The organism is Gemmatimonadaceae bacterium, assembly GCA_037721215.1.
Classification (GTDB): Bacteria; Gemmatimonadota; Gemmatimonadetes; order Gemmatimonadales; family Gemmatimonadaceae; genus UBA4720.
The window spans coordinates 112,428-131,419 of record JBBJNV010000003.1 but is presented as its reverse complement, the minus strand read 5'-3'; the positions used below and the strand labels follow the sequence as shown (position 1 = coordinate 131,419).

The following is an 18,992-nucleotide window of genomic DNA, read 5'->3' as shown; positions in this document are numbered from 1 at the left end:
GCACTCCGCGTCCCGCGCCCCGCTTATTCCACCAGGCGCAGGAGCCACTGCCGCGTCGTATCACCAACATCACCCAGCACAGCGGCATCCGTTTTTCCAGACGACTTCAGAACGTGGAAGCTGTGATCGGCGCCTTCGAGCCATGTCATTGCCCATTGCGCGTTCACGGTCTGCAATGCAGCCTCCATCAGCGACGGCGTGCAGAGCGCATCGCGCGTCCCATTGAAGCAGAGCACCGGCACGCGGATCGACGGCAAGTGGGCATCGCGCAATTTTTCTGGCTGTCCCGCCGGATGAAGCGGATACGCGAAAAGCAGCAGACCGTCACACACGAATCCCTTTGCCGCCATCATTGAAGCAGCGCGACCGCCCATGGACCGTCCGCCAATGATCAGAATTCGCGGATCGATTTCCTGCCGGACGCGATCGACGACCGCCGCAAAGCATTGCTCGAGCCGTGGCATCGGGTCGAGCCGGCCCGAGCCCCTTTCGCTGTAAAGAAAATTGAACCGAACAACATTGACCCCGCTCGATCGGAGTGTATCGACGAGCTTCGACATCCCCTTGTCGCCCATGTGTCCACCCGCGCCGTGGGCACAGACAAACACCGTGTCGCGAATCTGCTGCGCCGTTGCGGCTTCGAACACAGCGGTGGTCTGATCTCCTCGAACGTCGATCTTCCATTCAGTCGCTGTCATTTCGGCCTCACTGGCGTCAACCCCATTTCGTCGAGGAACTGATGTCCCCCGGTCGGCTTACCGGCGCGGGCTTCAACTCGCGTGAATACCAGCCGGTCCTTCGTGCGTGTCATTCCAACATAAAGCAGTCGCCGCGCCTCCTCGATCTGACGCGTGTCAGGATCCCTTTCGCCGAGGAGCTCCGCATCCTCGGCGCCAACAATGTAAACTCGTGAGAATTCCAGACCCTTTGTCGAGTGAAGCGTCAACAAATTGACACGCGCCGAGTCACCCTCCGTTCCGTCTTTTTTCGACAACGCCACGCGCTCGAGAAACCCGGCGAGTTGCTCGGGCATCGGTTGGCCTTCAAAAACATCGAGCAACGGCTTGAGTCGTAGCATGACCTCCGGATAGCGTTCAACCGCAGTTTTGTCGGCGCGTATTCTCGACATCACTGTTTCGCCGCCAAGCAACTCGATCAGATCTGCGAGTGTTGTGACGTATGCATCGCTACAGGCCTCGGCCTCGGCCTGATAAAACGTCAGACAGTTGCTGTTGCGGCCGAGCGCGAACACGCGCGTGAAGCCCACCATGCGCCTGGCTTCGTCGCAGAGCAATGACTCGTCACTCAGGGCAAGTGCCAAACCGAGCGGTCCAAGCAGCTCGATGAGCGCCGTTTTTCGCGCACGCACAATTTTGGCTTCACCCAGCACGAGGAAAAGCCGGGCAAGCGCTTTGGTATCGTCGAGCGCGCGATGGGACTGACCGGTCTCTATTCCGTAATACCGTGCGAGGTCCACAAGCCTGGCGCTCCCAGAGTGAAGTTCTCTCGCCAGCACCAGCGTATCGTACGTGCAGAAGTCGGAGCCGGACAGTGACTCGGCCATGCGCCGCAGAATTGGAAAATCGAACTGGTAGCCGTTATGTGCCACGAAGATGTCGGGGCCGCAGAACTCGCGGAACTGCGGCCAGACTTCTTCGAAAAAAGGAGATTCTGCGACGTCGCCTGCCGATATACCGTGGACGGCAAACGCGCCTTCAGTGATCGGAACACGAGGCTTGACGAGAGAGTGAAACTCATCCTCCACGTGACCTTTTCGTACTTTCACCGCGGCAATTTCAACCACCTCGGCCTGCGCGATATCCTTGCCCGTCGTTTCGAGATCGACGGCCGTGAAATCGAGGAAGTGATTCGAGAACCCTGCGCTCCGAGCTAGCTGCGCGGCCTTGAATAGGCCGAGGGCGATGCCGAGCGATTTACAATCGGAATGACCTATCGATACTGCGCCGGCTTCGGGATACCCTCCGAGCTGGACGCGATTCAGGTCGATGCCGGCCAGCATTCCCTTGAGTGCTATCTCGAGGCCACCCAGCCGCGGAATCCACACTGTCTTTCCGAAGTCGAGAGCATCCCTGAGCCGCGCTGCCAGAAGCTGAACCTCCTCGTTCTCGGCTGGGTCTGACAACTCATCGTGATTGTCCTCCAGCACCGTTCGGTACTCGCCCACGCGCTGGGAAAGCAACTCGTCGACAAGACCGGAGAGAGACGAATGGGACGCCCCCAGTGCGGCGAGATTCTTCAGTGCAAACAGACCCTTCCAGATCTTGCTCCGATCGGCGTCCGCCGTTGTCTGTCTGCGCGCCCTCTGCTCGAAATATTGAAGGAGGTCGCTGCCTGCTTCATCTGCCTTCGCGCGTGCGCTGTCGAATAGTGGCCGCGGCAGTACCACCTGGAGAAAGCGCTCACGATGAATGGGATCTTCGGCATTCGATATCACCCTGAGCGCTGCGACGAGATACCTGACAACGGGATCATCAGCGAGCGCATGACCCTGCGCCATCCGGCAGGGAATACCGGCGGCAAGAAACGCGGATTCCGCTGTATGACCTATCTCGTGCGTTCGGTAGAGCAGTGCGTAGTCGCCCCATTCGAGTGTATGCGCCTCGCGGTCGCGGCGGAGATCGTCAAAAATCCAGGCCAGTTCTTCCCGTTCGTCGCCGAAGGTCATGGCCTCGACCGGGAAGGGAGAGTGGCGCCCGGAGTCGGCGAATCTTCGATCGCCAAACATCGGCGTATTGATGTTTACGAGCCGGCGTGAAAGCGTGATGACCTCGCTCGGGCAACGTCGATTCTCGCCGAGCTGCAACCGGGTGGACAAACCGAAATCGTTCAGGAAATCGCCGAATACACGCGGATCGGCCCCTGCCCATGAGTAGATGGATTGCTCGTCATCGCCGACGGCAAACACATTCCCATGCTCGAGCGCCAGTGAGCGCATAATCGAGTATTGAACGGTGTTGAGATCCTGAAATTCATCCACCAGGATGCAGTCCCACCGCTGACGCACTGCCGCCGCAACCTCCTCGTTACGAAGCAACTCGGATGTCTTGAGAACGAGCATGTCGAAATCGACCATGTTGCGCTTCTCGAGGAATGCCAGATACCGGTCGTATACACCTCGATCGTTCTCGTGCAACGGCTCTGCGCAGAAGCGGTAGGCAGTGAACTGCTTCACTCTCTTCCTGTGCCAGCGGCTATAGCCCTCCACGCGATAGAGCGCGCGCAGTTGGTACTCCTCATCCGCTATTCCGAAACCCGGTCTGAGCTCCGCTTCGGCAGTGAACTCGCGGAGCAGTTCCGCGCAGAATGAATGGATCGTCCCCCGCTTGATCTTTCCCGCCTGCGATCCGAGATATGTCTCGAGACGCGATGAGATCTCCTCTGCGGCTTTGTTTGTAAAGGTGAACGCGCAGATGCGAGCTGGGTTCAGGCCACGCTTCTCCACGAGGAAGCGGATGCGCTCGATCAGACAGTAAGTCTTGCCCGCCCCGGGACCCGCGAATACGAGCAGCGCTCCGGGCTCGGCTTCGATAACCAAACGCTGGGAATCAGACGGTGTGTGTGGCACGTCCGAATATAGCGCTGGACGACATACGGAAATGTGGATGGCGTCTCACCGCCGCAACGCAACAGTGTTGCAAAACGGACTGTCAGACCCCCTCTCTAACTTGCCTTCATACCCGCTTTGGAGACGCCATGAAATCGCAAGTTATTCTTGACTATCAGCAGGCTGATGGCCGAGCCGGATATGCCGTCCGCGCCCTGCTGAAATTCGAGGGAGATTCAGTCGAAAACCCGAGGGAGGTGCCGCTCAATCTGTCGCTTGTACTCGATCGCTCGGGCTCGATGAGCGGGGAAAAGCTGGAGCATGCACGCAAAGCGGCTGCGTTCCTCGTTCGCCGGCTGCGGCCCGCTGATGTAGTCAGTGTAGTCGCTTATGACGACAGTGTGATCACAGTCGCCGAGCCCGCGACAGGTGCTGCGCAGGCGGGATTGGCGCGTGAAATCGAGACCATCATGTCTGGCGGCAGCACCAATCTGAGCGGCGGCTGGCTGAGAGGCCGAGACCTGGTGACGCGAAACGGATCCAGTACCCCGGATGCTCCCGCTGAGCCAGGTGATGCATCCCGGGGCAGTGCGATCAATCGGGTCATTCTGATGACCGACGGTCATGCCAACGTCGGCATCACCGATCCTGTGCGACTGCTCGGCTTGTGCAGTAATGGGCTGAAGCAGGGAGTCACCACGACCACGATCGGATTTGGTGGGGATTACGACGAAGAGCTGCTACGAGGAATGGCTGAAGCGGGAGGCGGGCACAGCTATTACATCGAGAATCCCGATCAGGCACCCGGGGTGTTCGAGGAAGAGATCGAGGGTCTGCTGAGTCTCGCCGCCCAGAACATCGAGGTGAAGATCAAGCCAGAGCCATTCGTCGATCTCGTGAATGTTCACAACGACTATCAGTCACACGGCAATACCGACGGCATAACGGTGGCTGTCGGCGATCTCTACGCCCGCGATCCGAAATCACTGCTGATTGAATTCTTCGTTGCCGACGTAGAAACAGTCGGCGACCGAAGCATTGCTGTGATCTCTGTCACTGCTGATGTCGTGGGCGCTGACGGCGGCGTGCAGCGGCAGGAAATCCGAATCCCCGTTGCCGCCACCCTTTCGGCTGAGGGCCGTGAGGAGCCGGAAATTCAGCGTACGAAAATTCTGCTGGATGCCGCGAAGGCCCGGGATGAGGCGCGTGTGCGCGGCCAGAGAGGCGATTACGGTGGAGCCGCGGCGATGCTGCGTGAGGCCAGCGTGGCATGCGCGTCGATGCCGTTGGGTGGCAGCGTTATGGATGAGCAGGCAGTCGATCTGATGGCGATGGCATCCAAATATGAAAACGAAGAGGTCACGCTCTCGGACGAGAAGTATCTCTACCAGCGCGCGTATAATGCGCGCCGCGGGAAGGAGCGGTACGAGAAGAAGATCTCGAGGGTCAAGCCGCAGAAATAAGGGGCAGGGCGGCTGTATTTCGGGTGAGGGTCTGACTACCTGTCAGGCCCTTACCTCGACAGCGACACGATGCCAGGCATTGTTGCCATAGCCTTTCACATTCCACACATCCTTCACATCGGGAGGCTGCGTCAAACCACGGCCATCGGAGCACCGGACCACGAGCGTATGCGAACCTGCTGCCAGTGTCAGCGTCGCTCGCCAGAGCTGCCATGCCCATGGACTTCCTGAGGCGTATACCTCCGCCGGGGTCCATGTATCGCCATTATCTCCCGAGCATTCAACCACCATTACCGGCGCCCCTTCGCGTCCGAGTGCCCATCCGCTCAATTCCGCCGCGCCCGCCGGTACCTGCCCCCCCGCCTCAGGCGAAAGGATAACGGCGTTGAGGGGTGTCTCGTTCATCTCCGTGCCATTACGCACATTCCCATCATCACCGTCGCGTTTCGCCAGCAGCCGGTAGGCCTGCGTCTGGAAATAATTCGCTGATGGTTCGGCGCGTACTTCGATCTCGCCAAGCCATTTGACACTGCGCGCCCCGATGTAACCGGGAACCAGGGCGCGGACCGGGAATCCATGATCCGGGGACAGCGGCTCGCCATTCAGCTCATACGCCAACAACACTTCGGGGCCAAGCGCTTTCGCCAGCGGGATGGATCCGCCAAACGCAAATTTTTTTCCATGTCGTTCGACCACGTCCACCGAGGTAAACCAGACGTGTCCGGCATCCTCTTCGACGCCGGCACTCAACAGAACGTCGCGGAGCTGAATCCCCCTCCATGTGCCGGTACTTATGGGCTCGAGTCCCCAGGGCAGCTCGCCTGGTATGGGGGCAACGTTCTCCAATTCAGTTCGGCGAAGCCCCGCGCAAACCAGGGTTGCGTCCACTTCGCGGGCAGTGAAGCTGTGCTTCAGATCGTCGAGCGAAAGCTCTAGCTTCCGCCCCACGAGACCGTGGACGCGAAGGCGCCAGTTCGCGGCATCGAGAGACGGGATGGCGGCATGGCTCCTCGTGAAAAACAGCTCGGCCGGAGTGATAAACCGACTGCCAAGCTGGCTCGGAGATGGCCCGGTGTTGAGACCCTGCTCGTCCAGTGAGCGCCGAGCGCCGGCGGCGAGTTTATCCGATTCCGGATTAGTTTTGGCTATCGTCATGAGAGCAAGATCGTCCCCCTCTGTATGGATGGCAAACTATCGGTCGGCGCGGCGTGCGAACGGAGGAAGATCTTCCCAACCCAGGCGCTGTCACGCGCTTCCCGCACCCAATCGCATTCTCCAGCAGTCCCGATAGGACCGTATTCGAATCGAAGTACGTGGAGGCTGTGCCCGAATCTTCCCCTCTGTTGCTCACAGTGCATAATGCCTTCGTGAACCCGCTGCAGATATGAGCAACCGAGGAAGTCCCACATTCAAGCCGGACCCGCGTCAATCGCCAGGTTCACATCTTCCGGGAGAGGCTTCGCCGCATGCCTCTCGCGGCATTGTCACCCAGTCCGTTGACTCCCCACAGGCAATCGAAACTGATGACACTGCCCGGCATCAGCTAGCCGCGACCTTCAGTGGCAGGCCCTATGTCCGGGGCAAATTCATCTGGGCCGATAACGCCAAGTTATACCTCCGCGGCGTTACCTATGGCACGTTCCGGCCCAAGGGAGGGGGTTAAGATTCCACGACCGCGCGCGAGTCGAATTCGACCTCGAACAGATTGCTGCGGCGAGGTGCAACGCGATTCGGACGTAAACGCCGCCCCCGCTCTGGATGCTCGACGCGGCGCAACGCCATGGACTTCGCGTCGTGGTGGGTCTGCCGTGGGAGCAGCATGTCGATTTTCTCGCGGACCATGCGACGGCGGACCGGATCGAGAGCGAGGTACGCACGAAGCTACGGAATTTTGGTGGCCACTCGGCGAAGCGAGTCTCAAGAGGCTTGGTGTACACGCAATAGATCTGTACCAGATCCACCGGGCGTTGAAACGACAGCGAGTGTAATCATGTCAGACGAGGCCACGCAATGGACGTATCGTCACACGGCGGCACGATCCACTTTACTCTGGTACACGCCAACACACGCCAATACACCTCAGGCCGCGCCAATCCCGGAACACCTTGTTTGCGCGCAATTTACTCGCTTAACCCTGATCATTTCGCAATCCTCCGCTCAGCCTCCGTCACCGCCTCGAACAACTGATCGAACGACTCCACGACGAAGAGCACATCCTGCAGATGATCGATCTCGAAGTGCTGGTCGAACACTGCGTCTAGACTGAACGGCCGGCGATCGCAATTCGGGCCGAGCGCGTTGGCGGCATCCCCGTGCGATGATATCAGGCCGCTTCCGTACACCCTGACCTTACCATCCTCGCGCACCAGCCCGAATTCAATCGTAAACCAGAAAAGCCGGGTCATTCGCAGCACATCGGCATCGCTTTCTGCCGCGGACGCGGCTTTGCCGTAGTGCTGCAGGAAATCGCCGAAAGCCGGATCGGAGTGCAGCGGCACATGCCCGAAAACATCGTGGAAGATGTCCGGCTCGGGCAGGTAATCCAGCTGCTCCCGCGGCCGGATAGTGATTGTCGTCGGGAACTTGCGTTGGGCAAGACACGCGAAGAACTCCCGCGCGGGCAGAAATCCGGCGACCGGCACGGCCTCCCAACCGGTGATGGCGCCGAGTTGCGCGTTTACTCCCGCCAGATCAGGGACACTGTCGCGACGGAGACCGATCGTTTCCGCGCCATTCAGAAAGACCTTGCTGCCGTTGTCCACGAGCTGTGTCATTCGGCGTTCGTACAGGATGCGCCACACGTCGTGCTGCTCGGCCGTGTAATCGCTCCATTTCTGCTCGATGAACTTCGGCGGCGATGCCTGAGTTTCGGTCTGCATTGGATCTCCTTGCTGAAAACAAAAAAAGCCCCCGAGGATTCGGAGGCTGAGGGGGGAACGTTTGCGTAAAGTCAGCTACACAACAACACGCGATCGCCCACAGCTTCCGGAGTTTTTCCGATAGCTGCGGTAGGAATGAAAGAGGCGGGCGAGAGTGAGCATATTGTTCTGTATTATGGTGGACGCGCCGCCATTGTGCAACGTTTTTTCAGCGCGCGGTGAGGCGATGTTTGGTCAGCCAGGACAGTGTAGTCGGATGGAGATGAGAATGACACTGTGAATTGACCAGGACTAAGGATTGATGACCTTCCGGACTGCTCCCCGCCTCCTACTCCATTCCCTGAAAACCAACCCTCGATCCATTCCATAAACTCTCTACGACCCGCTCCCTGCATGTGGGGTAATTAGCTTTGTACTCCTACCCTCCAATCACGATGTCCCGCGCATGAAAACTCCTGGTCTTTTCGCCCTGGGCGCACTTGCCCTCTCGCTGCTCGCCGCCTGCACGATGAACGATGCAGAGCCCTCGACCGCAATATCCAACGTGCCGGTGCCCGCTATGGATCCGGTTTCAGTCGTGGCGGTTGACTCCGCTACGATGTCGCCCGGTCAGCCGGCACAGCCCGCTGACTCTGCTGCCGGCGACAGTGCCCCGGCAAAACCGGCTCCCATCACCGTGCCCTCGGTTCGTGGCCGCAGCAAGAAAGACAGCATCGCGCTGGTCTCCGCCATTCGCGCTGGCGCAAAGGAAACCCGCTGGCCGGTGAAGGGCCCGGCGGTTCTTCCGGGTTCGATCTTCCCCGCGAAGCGCGTCGTCGCCTATTACGGCAACCCGCTCTCCAAGCGGATGGGAATACTCGGCGAATATAAATCCGACGACATGCTCGCCCGCCTCGATCGTGATGTCGCCGCCTGGAACCGCGCCGATCCCGCTCATCCCGTCGTGCCTGCACTACATCTCATCGTCGTCGTCGCGCAGGGCGCACCCGGACGCGACGGAAAGTACCGGCTGCGCATGCCGGACACTCTCATTGAAAAGGTTGCTTCCTGGGCGGCAACACGAAAAGCTCTGGTGTTCGTCGACATTCAGGTGGGATTGAGCACGGTTCAGCAGGAAGTCCCGCGACTCGAGCAATTTCTGAAGCGCCCCAACTTTCATCTTGGCCTCGATCCCGAGTTCTCGATGAAGGGTGGCGAAAGACCCGGCTCGAAAATCGGCACGATGAACGCCGGTGACATCAACTGGACCACGAATTACCTCTCGAACCTTGCGAAGGCGAACAATCTCCCGCCCAAGATCCTCGTAGTGCACAGGTTCACGCGCAAGATGGTCAGCGGCTACAAGGATATCAGACTCGATCCGCGGGTTCAGATCGTAATTGATATGGACGGCTGGGGCGCACCGTGGCTCAAGTACGATTCGTATCGTGACTATGTTCAGGCCGAGCCGGTACAGTTCACGGGATTCAAGATCTTCTACGGCAATGACACGAAGAAGGGCGATCCAGTGCTGACCCCGGGCGAGGTTTTGCGACTGACGCCTCCGCCTCTTTATATCCAGTATCAGTAATTCAGTGCAGCAGGTTGCTTGAAGCCTGTGTCAGTTCCGTTTCCAGAGTAACGGGCAGGTCCCGGGTAGCTCCGATCGCGTAACTGTTGCCAATCGCAACGATGAACCCCGCGACCGGGGAGACGCTCAGGACCTTTGATCCGCTCACCAAAGCCGAGGTGGATGTTCGCCTCGAACGGGCCGCGCGTGCGTTTGCTGAACATCGCTCGACATCATTTGCCGAGCGAGCCGCAGCGATGAACCGGGCTGCCGGGATCCTCGAGTCTGAAAAGACTGAACTCGGCCGCCTGATGACCCTGGAGATGGGCAAGCCGATCTCCGCAGCGATTGCCGAGGCGGAAAAATGCGCATCCGGTTGTCGGTACTATGCGGATAACGCGGCCGCATTTCTCGCGGACCTGCAGTTCCCCGTGGAGAAAGGCGAGAGCCGGGTCATGTTTCAACCCGTCGGTGTCCTGCTGGCAGTCATGCCCTGGAATTTTCCGCTTTGGCAGGTATTCCGGTTCGCCGCTCCCGCGCTGATGGCTGGCAATGTGGGCCTGTTGAAGCATTCCTCGAACGTCCCGCAGTGCGCGCTCGCAATCGAAGACATCATCCGCAGGGCAGGATTTGGCGACGGAGTGTTTCAGACGTTGCTGGTGGGATCCGACGCCGTCGAGCGGATTATCGCAGATTCTCGCGTTGCCGCAGTTACCCTCACCGGCAGCGAAGCAGCCGGACGGTCAGTCGCTGCGACTGCGGGTCAGCACTTGAAAAAAACTGTTCTCGAGCTCGGCGGGAGCGACCCGTTCATCGTGATGCCGAGCGCGGATATCGACGCGGCGGTCACCACTGCCGTCAAGGCGCGAATGATTAACAACGGACAATCGTGCATTGCCGCGAAGCGCTTCATCGTGCACGAGGAAATCTACGATCGTTTTCTCCGCAGTTTTGTTGACGGCGTTCGCTCAATCCGTGTTGGTGATCCAACGGACGAGGCGACCGAGCTTGGCCCGCTCGCGACTGCGAGTATCCGTGATGACATTGCTGCTCAAGTCGAGAAAAGCATTGCCATGGGCGCTCAGCTGCTGTGCGGCGGGAGGAATATCGACGGGCCGGGCTTCTACTTTCAGCCAACAGTTCTCGCCGACATTCCCGACGAAAGTCCAGCTGCCATCGAAGAGTTGTTCGGCCCGGTTGCCTCAGTCTGGAAAGCAGCGAATACCAGCGACGCAATCCGCATTGCCAATCGCACAAGCTTCGGACTCGGCGCGAGTGTATGGACCAATGACACTGGAGAACGCGAACAATTTATTCACGATCTCGAATCCGGCATGGTGTTCGTGAACGGGATGGTTGCATCTGAGCCGGGACTCCCCTTCGGCGGTGTGAAGAATTCTGGTTATGGCCGGGAGCTTGGCGAGTTCGGAATCCGTGAGTTCGTCAACATCAAGAGTGTGAAGATCACCAGAATTGAGGCATGATCGTCAGCCACTGTGTAGCCCCGTGTCGTTGCACTTCCCCGTAATTCGCCGTTTCGCCCTGTCTTGCTCCCGGCTCCAGCCATGAAGCTCAAGCCATTGGCTTTTTTACCGAGGGTGTTGCCCCTAAAAGCCCAGAGCTGATAGCCCCGGCTGATAGCCCACAGCCCGAGAGCGGATCGCCCTTTTACCAGCCGTTGATCCGATCCCAGATCGCGACCACCTCGTCCCCGCCCTCCACAACGTAGTACCGGTCATACGCGGCCGCGGTCAGACAGGCATGGTTTGGCGCAACGCGCACCTTTGTGCCAACCGGAATTTTTTCGAATGGCAGAGACGTGTCCCCCGTTGCGACACCGTGCTCCTGGTATGCGCGTTCGATCCTGCATTCCCCGTATACCGGTTCGCAATCGATACCCCACACAATTCCAAACCCTGCGTCGTGATCCGTTGCCGCAGTGCTCCTGTCCTTCGACAAGGCAAGCGAGCCCGCGTCGATGAGAATCCGGTTCTCGCTCTCTCTCCGCCCGATCACCGACGCAAGCACCGTCAGCGCTATGTCCTCGCGCGTGCACGACCCGATCTCAGCCTGAAAAAGATCGCCAAACATGTACACGCCGGGCCGCACTTCAGTCACGCCGTCGAGCGCTCGCGCATGCGTGACGCTTGGCGTAGATCCAATCGAAACCATCTCGCATGATAATCCCGCCTCACGCAAAACGTCGGCGGCCCGCGTCACCGTCCGCCGCTCCTGCTCCGCCACATCTGCGGCACAATCTGCTGTTCGGCAGGCATACGAGTGTCCTCCATGGGTCAACACGCCCGCAAGCCGCTTCCCTAGTGCACGTCCGATTTCAAGCAGCGCATCGCTATCAGCAGCCACTCCCCCTCTGCCCTCACCGCTGTCGATCTCGATCAGCGCCCGCAGCCCCGATATATGGGACCCAATGGATTTTGCCACCGCGACGTCATCCGTGAGGACGCTGAGGCTCACGCCGGTCTCTACGAGTGCCGCTGCGCGGCCGAGCTTCTGAGGTGTAATCCCCGCCGCGAGCGTTATATCGCCAAACCCCTGACCCCCGAAATATTCGGCTTCTGCCAGCGTTGAAACGGTGATGGGCCCCGTCTCATCGCCAAAAGCGAGGCGGGCGATTTTAACCGATTTCGCCGTCTTGAGGTGCGGACGAAGCGACACGCCGTGGCGCTGCGCAACAGCCCGCATTGCCTCGAGATTTTTTTCGAGGACAATGCGGTCAAGCACCAGGCAGGGCGTCGGCAGCTCATCCAGACGCATCCCCGCGCCTCCTACGCTGCTTCTACTTGTTCGGGTACAGGATCGTGTCGATGCGGTGCCGTGAATGTGACCGCCAAAGTGGTGTCCGCCATGATGCCGAACGATGTGCTGCGAAGAATTACGCGATTGCCCGATCGCTCCCATCTCAGGGTACGCTCGGTGAACTCGTCTCCGCCGTACCCTTCGAAGTCACCTGGCGCTGGCGTGGCGCGTGTGAATCTGCCAACCAGCAGCATGTCCCGGTTGAGTTCCTTGCGGGGGATCTCAAAGTACAGCTTCTCACCCACAAGGTGAGTCTTGAACATGCCGGTGCGGGTTTTCGCGTCTTTCGTGATGACCCTCGCGTACGGCCGGGGCGCATTGGCCGCCGGGCGGGCGCTGCTGTCCCCGGGAGTGCCGCCGCCGGGGGCAGGGCCGCCAGGTAATGTCTGCGGCGAAGTGCTTCGGGGAGTGGTGGCCGGAGTCGGGGCCTGAGGCTTGGGACGCGCACATCCGGCCAATACAGAGAATGACGCCAGGGATGCAACGAGAAACGATGTTCTGGTCATGGAGATTGGATGGGAGAAATCGTGGCGCTTTGACGGACGCAGGGAGGGTCCTGCTGATTACGCATGACACGGGAAACTGCTGGAGAACAGCCGAGGGTAACGAAGTAGACTCTTGCTTGGCACACGGTGGAGGGAGAGTCCGCAATTGTCCCGCAGAGGTTCACAATAGTCGCAATAGTCCGCAATAGTCCGCAATAGTTCGCAATAGTCAGAAGTGGTCTGCAGTAGTCCCCAGGTGGACTGCCGGCTGATTGCGAATTGATGATTATGGCCCGCCCTTCGTCAAACGACGCAAAACATTGCGGGTGGCATAGACCTCGCAGCTTCGTTCCACCCAATCCCGAGGCTGCAATGATTCTTTCCCACTGCGCCCGAACATTACTCCTGTGGACGGGCACTACGGTGAGTATGTCGCTGTATGGCATCGTGCGCGGCGGCACGAATACCTATTTCAGTTTCAGCCCGCAGCGGTATCTGGGCTGAACTCGGCTACGTCCCTGCATACCGCTATTAGCGTCGTTTCGTGGCCCTCAGGAGTATTTTAGTAGTATTGCTGTGCTGGATCGTATCATGCTCTGCGCCCCCTTCTCCCTCAGCTGACCGGGAAGAGGGCGCAGGTGCTGCTCCCAACGAAACCCCCAAACGATGTACAAGTTGGGTTGATCAGGTTCAGCCCGATCCTCGGTCCGCTGTCGGCTGGCAGGTCTTACCACCGGGAGTATCGTGGTACTTCAAGCCGCCCCGTCGTACAATTGCGAGTGGAAGCCCAACCAGATTCTCGCTGGTCGTCCGCAACGATAACTCTGAAAGCGCACGGATTCAGCTGAGCGCCGCGGGAGGCGACACTGGAGTCACCATCGCTTTCGATCTTCTAATCACCACGGTTGAAGGTGTGGACGTCTGGAGGCGTTTGCACGGTCAGGAGAGCGACTTAACAATAGGCGCCTTCTCCCTTCCGGCTCACGATTCGATTGAGCTTGGGGACACCTGGCCAGGAACGGATTACATGAAGCGGCCGTTACCGCCCGGTGAATATTGCGCGGTCGGTTACTTGGTACCCGAGCCAGTTGGCGTTGGCCGAGGCGTGCGCTCTCAAGGAGTATTGTTGAACGTGAGATAGGACGGAGGATCGGGCTCGAAACTCCGCGGTGAACCCGCGCTGATTGTGTCTTTTCTTTTCCATCACTGGACACCTCCTTCCTCAAATTATCGAGGCCGATCGATGTGTCCACAAACCCGGGGTAAGATCACACCCGTGCAGTTAGTCCGCAGTTCGCAGCAGGCCCGCACTCCGCAATCAGTCAGCAGTCCGCACCGGCAGTTAGTCCTCACTCCGCGGTCGCCCTTCCTCGCCCCGCAACGCCTCTCATCTGACCTCTCTCCCCACCGTCCATGCCACCCCTGCCGCATCCAGCCCGCGGTTTAACGCTGGCACCCTCACCGTCAACAACACATTGAGCCTGGCAACCTCCCGCGCCAGATCCGCCATCGCCATCTCCAGCGTGCGCCGCTGAATCTCCGTCGCCGGTGAGCTCACGTCGCCAATCTCACGCGCCACCTGATTCACACGATCCTGAATCGACGGCTCGAACTTCCTGTCATCAACATCATTTGCCTCCGGCCCCTGTCGGCCACGCACTTTGAGAAGGATGTCATCCACCTCTTTCTCGATCGCGTCGCTCTGCTTCGACAAGCTGTCCAGCGTCGCGCCGCGGAGCGCGGTATTTACTTCGCCCATCTGGTCCTTCAGCATCTCCGCGGACCTGACAGCAGCCTGTACTCGCGCCTGCTGCTCCCCTGCGCGAACCCGCGTCAGGTACAACTCCCGATACTCGGCGGCAGTCAAAGTGATCAACGGGTCGGCATTCACCAGCACCGGTGTCTCCATCGTCACCGGAGCCGCACCACTCGCGCCCCCCAGAGTCAATCGCGCAACGTACCTGCCGGGCAACGCAAACGCGCCGTTCGGCTGACGATTCGCCGGCGCCTTCGGGACCACGTAGGCCGGTGCCATTCTCAGATCCCACGTCGCGCGATGCAGACCCTTCTTCGAATTCACCGTAAGGTCGCGCACCTTCTTCCCGGTGGAATCGAACACCGCCAGCGACAGCGTCCGTCCTTTTGGCAGTGAATCCCTCACGTAATACGTGAGCGTCGACCCGAACGCCGGATTCGGCGCGCTGTACGACCTTTCTCCGAGCGATGCCGCACCACGCAGGCCCCCCGGCACTGACGCGTTGTAATTGAACAGCGTCGTCGCCTTCACCGGAAATAAATGCATCGCCCCGCCACGCTCGGCCTCAGCCAGCCGCTCGAGCGGAGTTATGTCATCGATGATGTAAATACCGCGGCCGTGAGTGCCGATCACCAGATCGTTCTCCCGCGGGTGAATCTGGATATCGTGCACCGGCACCGTCGGAAGATTGTACTGCAGTCTCGACCAGCTGCGCCCGCCGTTCCCGCTGTAATACGCTCCGATTTCGTTACCCGCGAACAACAGCGCCGGCGCCCGGTGATGTTCGCGAATTACCTGCAACGACGAGTTGGCCGGAAGGTTGGAGGCAATAGACGCCCACGTCTTCCCGTAGTCGTTGCTTCTCAGTGCGTAAGCCCTGAAATCATTACTCCGGTGCCCGTCGAACGCAGCGTAGACGGTTCCTTCATTGTGCCGGGATGCCACCACGCGGCTCACATACGTCTGCTCCGGTACTCCGGGAAATCTCGAGATCCGGGTCCACGTCGCACCACCGTCACGTGAAACCTGAATCAGCCCGTCGTCGGTCCCGACATAGAGCAGCCCTTTCCGCATCGGCGACTCATCCACAGTGCTGATATTTCCGTAATCGGCGACACCCGCATGCCGTGCGATCGCCTCCTTCGTCCACAGCTTCCCCATCAGCGGCAGCTTGTCCCGGTCGAGCCGTCGCGTAAGATCGGGACCGAGTGTCTCCCAGCTGTCGCCGCGGCTGGTGCTCCGAAAGAGGTGATTCGCGCCGAAGTAAAGTGTCCTGTGATCGTGCGGCGATATCAGCAGCGGCGCACTCCAGTTCCATCTCAGCTTCTCGGCGCTGAATGAAGGCTGTGGCTTGATGCTCTTCTGCTCTCCCGTCTTCACGTCATACCGGACGATGCCGCCGTTCTGTGATTCCGAATAGACGACGTTGGGATCCGTGGGATCGACAGCCGAGTAGAAGCCATCTCCGCCGGAAGTGAAAAACCAGTCGCTGTTGGTTATTCCCTGCCGGTTGCGGGTCTGGCTCGGGCCGGCAAGACTGTTGTTATCCTGCAGCCCGCCATACACGTAGTAGAACGGCTGCCGCATGTCGAGACCGATCGCGTAGTACTGCGCAATGGGAAGATTGGCTACGAAATCCGCCGTCTCCCCGCGATCGTGCGTGATGTAGACCCCACCGTCGTTGCCGACGATGATGTGATCGGAATCAGTGGGATCGATCCACAGCGCATGATGATCGACATGCGACGACGTGAGAATATTCCGCATCGTCTTTCCGCCATCGTCTGATGTCTGCAATGGGACGCCGAGAAAGTAGATTCTGTCAGCGTTCCGCGGATCGACGCGGATCTGTCCCATGTACCAGGGAAACGATGAACCCGTGCCTGTCTTGCGCCAGCTTGCTCCGTAATCATCCGACCGGTAGATGTCGGCAGTCTTCGTCTCCATCGTCGCGTAGATCGTCCGCGGCTGCGACCGGCTGACATCGAGCCCGATACGGCCAATGTCACCTGATGGCAAACCTTCGGTGAGCCTTGTCCAGCTCTCGCCCCCGTCGGTCGATTTGTAGATGCCGCTCGAAGGCCCGCCGCCGACGAAGCTGTACGCCTTGCGCTGGCGCTGAAACGCCGCGGCGTAAACCGTGTTTGGCTCGCTCGGATCGAGAATCACGTCGGTGACGCCGGTGTGCTCGTTGATTTTGAGCACGTTCTTCCAGGTCTTTCCACCGTCGGTGGTCCTGAACAGGCCGCGCTCCCCTCCCGATGCCCAGAGCGGGCCGACTGCCGCCACGAATACCGTGTTTGCGTTTCTCGGATGAACTACAATCCGGCCGATGTGCTGCGACGTTCGCAGTCCCATGTTCGTCCACGTTCGTCCACCATTCTCCGACTTGTAAACGCCATCCCCCCACGACGAGCTGCGCTGATTGTTGGACTCGCCGGTACCGACCCACAAAATTTCCGGGTTTGACGGCGCCAGAGCGATGTCACCGATGGATGACGTGCTCTGTTTGTCGAATATGGGCTCCCATGTAGTTCCGGCGTTCGTCGATTTCCATACTCCGCCTGCTGCTGAGGCGGCGTACATCAGCTTCCCGAGGCGGTCGCCAATTCTGGACTCTGGTCCTTCAGCAACAGCAAGATCCACGATGCGCCCGCTCGTCACCGCCGGTCCAATCGGCCGCCAGGCAAATTCACCAAGCATGGCCGAATCGTAAGTGGCCTGATTAAATGCTGTTTTCGGAGTGGTTTTTTCAGTGGCGCGACCAGGTCGCTGGGCGATTGAAGAACTTGTGAAAACAAGGGTGAGCCCACTGACGAGAGCGGCAGAAACGATGCGGGCGCGTGGCGTTGCTGTGAGCATGGCGATGCAATGGGGCTGAGTGAGATTTGCGGTCCCACATGTTAACATTGGGAACGCCGTTCGCGTCAGAGGATCCATGAGGAATGCAGGCCTGGGAACATCATCCGCGCCAGATAACTCATGACGGATGCGGGCTTGGGAAAGTCATCCGCGCCAGAGGATCTACGACCGATTCACTCCCTGGTGTAAAGAGCGCAGCGATGCCGGTGCCGGTCAGCCTTCCCAGGTTCGCGGCCTCTCGCCAGCGGCGCGGCAGTGTGTATCCGCCGGGACCCCGCGCGCGCTATCCGGGTCAGTTTCTTGTCGAGGTAGCGCGCAACCCGCTCGGGATGATGATGGCCATGGCCGCCGAATACGGGGACATGGCGCATTTCCGCGTGGGACCGCAGCATCTGTTTCTGTTCAACCATCCCGATCTCATCCGCGACGTCCTGGTTACGAGACAGAAGAATTTCCACAAGAGCCGCGGCCTCGAACGCGCGAAGAAATTGCTGGGCACCGGTCTCCTCACCAGTGAAGGCGATTTTCATCTCAGGCAACGCAGGCTCGCCCAGCCGGCTTTTCACCGGCAGCGCATAGCGGGCTATGCGATGACAATGACGGAACACGCCAACCGCATGCAGTCCACGTGGAACGATGGCCAGACACTCGACATTCATCACGAGATGATGAAGTTGACCCTCGGCATCGTCAGCAAGACATTGTTCGACGCCGACGTCGACGACGAGGAAAACGAGATCGGAGAGGCATTGACGACTGCGTTCGAGTCGTTCAATCTGGCCATGCTTCCATTCACCGAATACATCGAGAAGCTGCCGTTCCCGGCTGTCCGCAGGTTCAACGCCGCCCGGGCGCGGCTCGACAGCACCATCTATGGAATGATCGATGAGCGCCGCCGGACTGGTGAAGACCGTGGTGATTTGCTGTCGATGCTGCTGATGGCAACTGATGCAGAGGGTGATGGCGGAAGGATGAGCGATTCGCAGTTACGCGACGAGGCGCTGACGATATTCCTTGCCGGCCATGAAACCACCGCCAATGCGTTGACGTGGACCTGGTACCTGCTCTCGCAGCACCCCGGCATCGAAGCGCGTCTGCACGCGGAGGTCGATGGCGTGCTGGCCGGGCGGAACCCGGCGTACGATGATCTGGCGTCATTGCCCTACACGCGGATGGTGATCACCGAGTCGATGCGGTTGTATCCGCCGGCGTGGGCGATAGGACGGCGGGCACTCGAGTCGTTCGAGGTACGGGGATTCACGGTGCCGAAGAAATCAGTGATTCTGATGAGCCAGTACATCATGCATCGCGATCCGCGTTACTTCCCCGATCCGGAGCGATTCGATCCAATGCGCTGGTCCGCCGAAGCGCAGGGCGATCGTCCGAAGTTCGCGTATTTCCCCTTCGGCGGTGGGACGCGAGTGTGCATTGGCGAGCAGTTCGCGTGGATGGAGGAAATTCTGCTCGTAGCGTCAATTGCGCAGCGTTGGCGCATACGTCTTGTAGAAGGGCATCCGGTGGATGTCCAGCCGCTCATCACGTTGAGGCCACGCCATCGAATGCGGATGACGCTCGAGCGGCGCGAGCGCGGCATGCAGTGAGACTTGTTGGCCAGT

The 18,992-nt window shown here is 59.6% G+C and carries 12 protein-coding genes; 4 read left to right on the top strand and 8 right to left on the bottom strand.

What is annotated here, in order from left to right; genetic code table 11:
- Window positions 1-23: 23 nt before the first annotated feature.
- Complete coding sequence (locus WKF55_02380) at window positions 24-698, bottom strand: alpha/beta family hydrolase (GenBank protein MEJ7758419.1); 675 nt, start codon at window positions 696-698, stop codon at window positions 24-26.
- Entirely contained in the window at window positions 695-3,586 is a 2,892-nt protein-coding gene (locus WKF55_02375; GenBank protein ID MEJ7758418.1) for a UvrD-helicase domain-containing protein, read from the bottom strand. The genes WKF55_02380 and WKF55_02375 overlap by 4 nt, the downstream gene beginning before the upstream one ends.
- A 128-nt stretch (window positions 3,587-3,714) precedes the next feature.
- Between WKF55_02375 and WKF55_02370 the strand changes: the two genes are divergently transcribed.
- On the top strand, window positions 3,715-5,028 hold the full coding sequence (locus WKF55_02370; GenBank protein ID MEJ7758417.1) for a VWA domain-containing protein: 1,314 nt from the start codon (window positions 3,715-3,717) through the stop codon (window positions 5,026-5,028).
- 42 nt (window positions 5,029-5,070) lie between these two features.
- Here WKF55_02370 and WKF55_02365 read toward each other — a convergent pair whose 3' ends face one another.
- From WKF55_02365 to WKF55_02355, 3 genes are all read right to left on the bottom strand, one after another.
- A complete protein-coding gene (locus WKF55_02365; GenBank protein ID MEJ7758416.1) occupies window positions 5,071-6,183 on the bottom strand; it encodes a sulfite oxidase in 1,113 nt (370 codons plus the stop codon).
- A 504-nt stretch (window positions 6,184-6,687) separates the two neighbouring features.
- A complete protein-coding gene (locus WKF55_02360) occupies window positions 6,688-6,870 on the bottom strand; it encodes a hypothetical protein (GenBank protein MEJ7758415.1) in 183 nt (60 codons plus the stop codon).
- A gap of 296 nt (window positions 6,871-7,166) precedes the next feature.
- Window positions 7,167-7,907, bottom strand: coding sequence for a phenylalanine 4-monooxygenase (locus tag WKF55_02355; GenBank protein ID MEJ7758414.1), 741 nt, complete (start codon window positions 7,905-7,907; stop codon window positions 7,167-7,169).
- A gap of 445 nt (window positions 7,908-8,352) precedes the next feature.
- Between WKF55_02355 and WKF55_02350 the strand changes: the two genes are divergently transcribed.
- Both WKF55_02350 and WKF55_02345 read left to right on the top strand, forming a co-directional pair.
- Window positions 8,353-9,477, top strand: a complete 1,125-nt coding sequence (locus WKF55_02350) for a hypothetical protein (GenBank protein ID MEJ7758413.1) — start codon at window positions 8,353-8,355, stop codon at window positions 9,475-9,477.
- An 86-nt stretch (window positions 9,478-9,563) separates the two neighbouring features.
- Window positions 9,564-10,940, top strand: coding sequence for an NAD-dependent succinate-semialdehyde dehydrogenase (locus WKF55_02345; protein MEJ7758412.1), 1,377 nt, complete (start codon window positions 9,564-9,566; stop codon window positions 10,938-10,940).
- A gap of 184 nt (window positions 10,941-11,124) precedes the next feature.
- On the opposite strand, the gene WKF55_02340 is transcribed toward WKF55_02345, so the two are convergent.
- The 3 genes from WKF55_02340 to WKF55_02330 all read right to left on the bottom strand — a co-directional run bounded on the left by WKF55_02340 (window position 11,125) and on the right by WKF55_02330 (window position 17,376).
- Window positions 11,125-12,231 (bottom strand): alanine racemase, encoded by a 1,107-nt coding sequence (locus tag WKF55_02340; protein ID MEJ7758411.1) that lies wholly within the window; start codon window positions 12,229-12,231, stop codon window positions 11,125-11,127.
- Window positions 12,232-12,242: 11 nt separating this feature from the next.
- A complete protein-coding gene (locus WKF55_02335; GenBank protein MEJ7758410.1) occupies window positions 12,243-12,779 on the bottom strand; it encodes a DUF5118 domain-containing protein in 537 nt (178 codons plus the stop codon).
- Window positions 12,780-14,145: 1,366 nt separating this feature from the next.
- The gene (locus WKF55_02330) at window positions 14,146-17,376 is read right to left on the bottom strand and encodes a hypothetical protein (GenBank protein MEJ7758409.1); all 3,231 of its coding nucleotides are present in this window, start codon (window positions 17,374-17,376) and stop codon (window positions 14,146-14,148) included.
- Between the two features lie 83 nt (window positions 17,377-17,459).
- On the opposite strand from WKF55_02330, the gene WKF55_02325 reads away from it, so the two are divergent.
- A complete protein-coding gene (locus tag WKF55_02325; protein MEJ7758408.1) occupies window positions 17,460-18,977 on the top strand; it encodes a cytochrome P450 in 1,518 nt (505 codons plus the stop codon).
- Window positions 18,978-18,992: the final 15 nt, after the last annotated feature.

Bases quoted from the DNA above. Each gene is read 5' to 3' on its own strand.
- WKF55_02380 (MEJ7758419.1), bottom strand. From the start codon at position 698: ATGACAGCGACTGAATGGAAGATCGACGTTCGAGGAGATCAGACCACC.
- WKF55_02370 (MEJ7758417.1), top strand. From the start codon at position 3,715: ATGAAATCGCAAGTTATTCTTGACTATCAGCAGGCTGATGGCCGAGCC.
- WKF55_02365 (MEJ7758416.1), bottom strand. From the start codon at position 6,183: ATGACGATAGCCAAAACTAATCCGGAATCGGATAAACTCGCCGCCGGC.
- WKF55_02360 (MEJ7758415.1), bottom strand. From the start codon at position 6,870: ATGGTCCGCGAGAAAATCGACATGCTGCTCCCACGGCAGACCCACCAC.
- WKF55_02355 (MEJ7758414.1), bottom strand. From the start codon at position 7,907: ATGCAGACCGAAACTCAGGCATCGCCGCCGAAGTTCATCGAGCAGAAA.
- WKF55_02350 (MEJ7758413.1), top strand. From the start codon at position 8,353: ATGAAAACTCCTGGTCTTTTCGCCCTGGGCGCACTTGCCCTCTCGCTG.
- WKF55_02340 (MEJ7758411.1), bottom strand. From the start codon at position 12,231: ATGCGTCTGGATGAGCTGCCGACGCCCTGCCTGGTGCTTGACCGCATT.
- WKF55_02335 (MEJ7758410.1), bottom strand. From the start codon at position 12,779: ATGACCAGAACATCGTTTCTCGTTGCATCCCTGGCGTCATTCTCTGTA.
- WKF55_02330 (MEJ7758409.1), bottom strand. From the start codon at position 17,376: ATGCTCACAGCAACGCCACGCGCCCGCATCGTTTCTGCCGCTCTCGTC.
- WKF55_02325 (MEJ7758408.1), top strand. From the start codon at position 17,460: ATGCAGGCCTGGGAACATCATCCGCGCCAGATAACTCATGACGGATGC.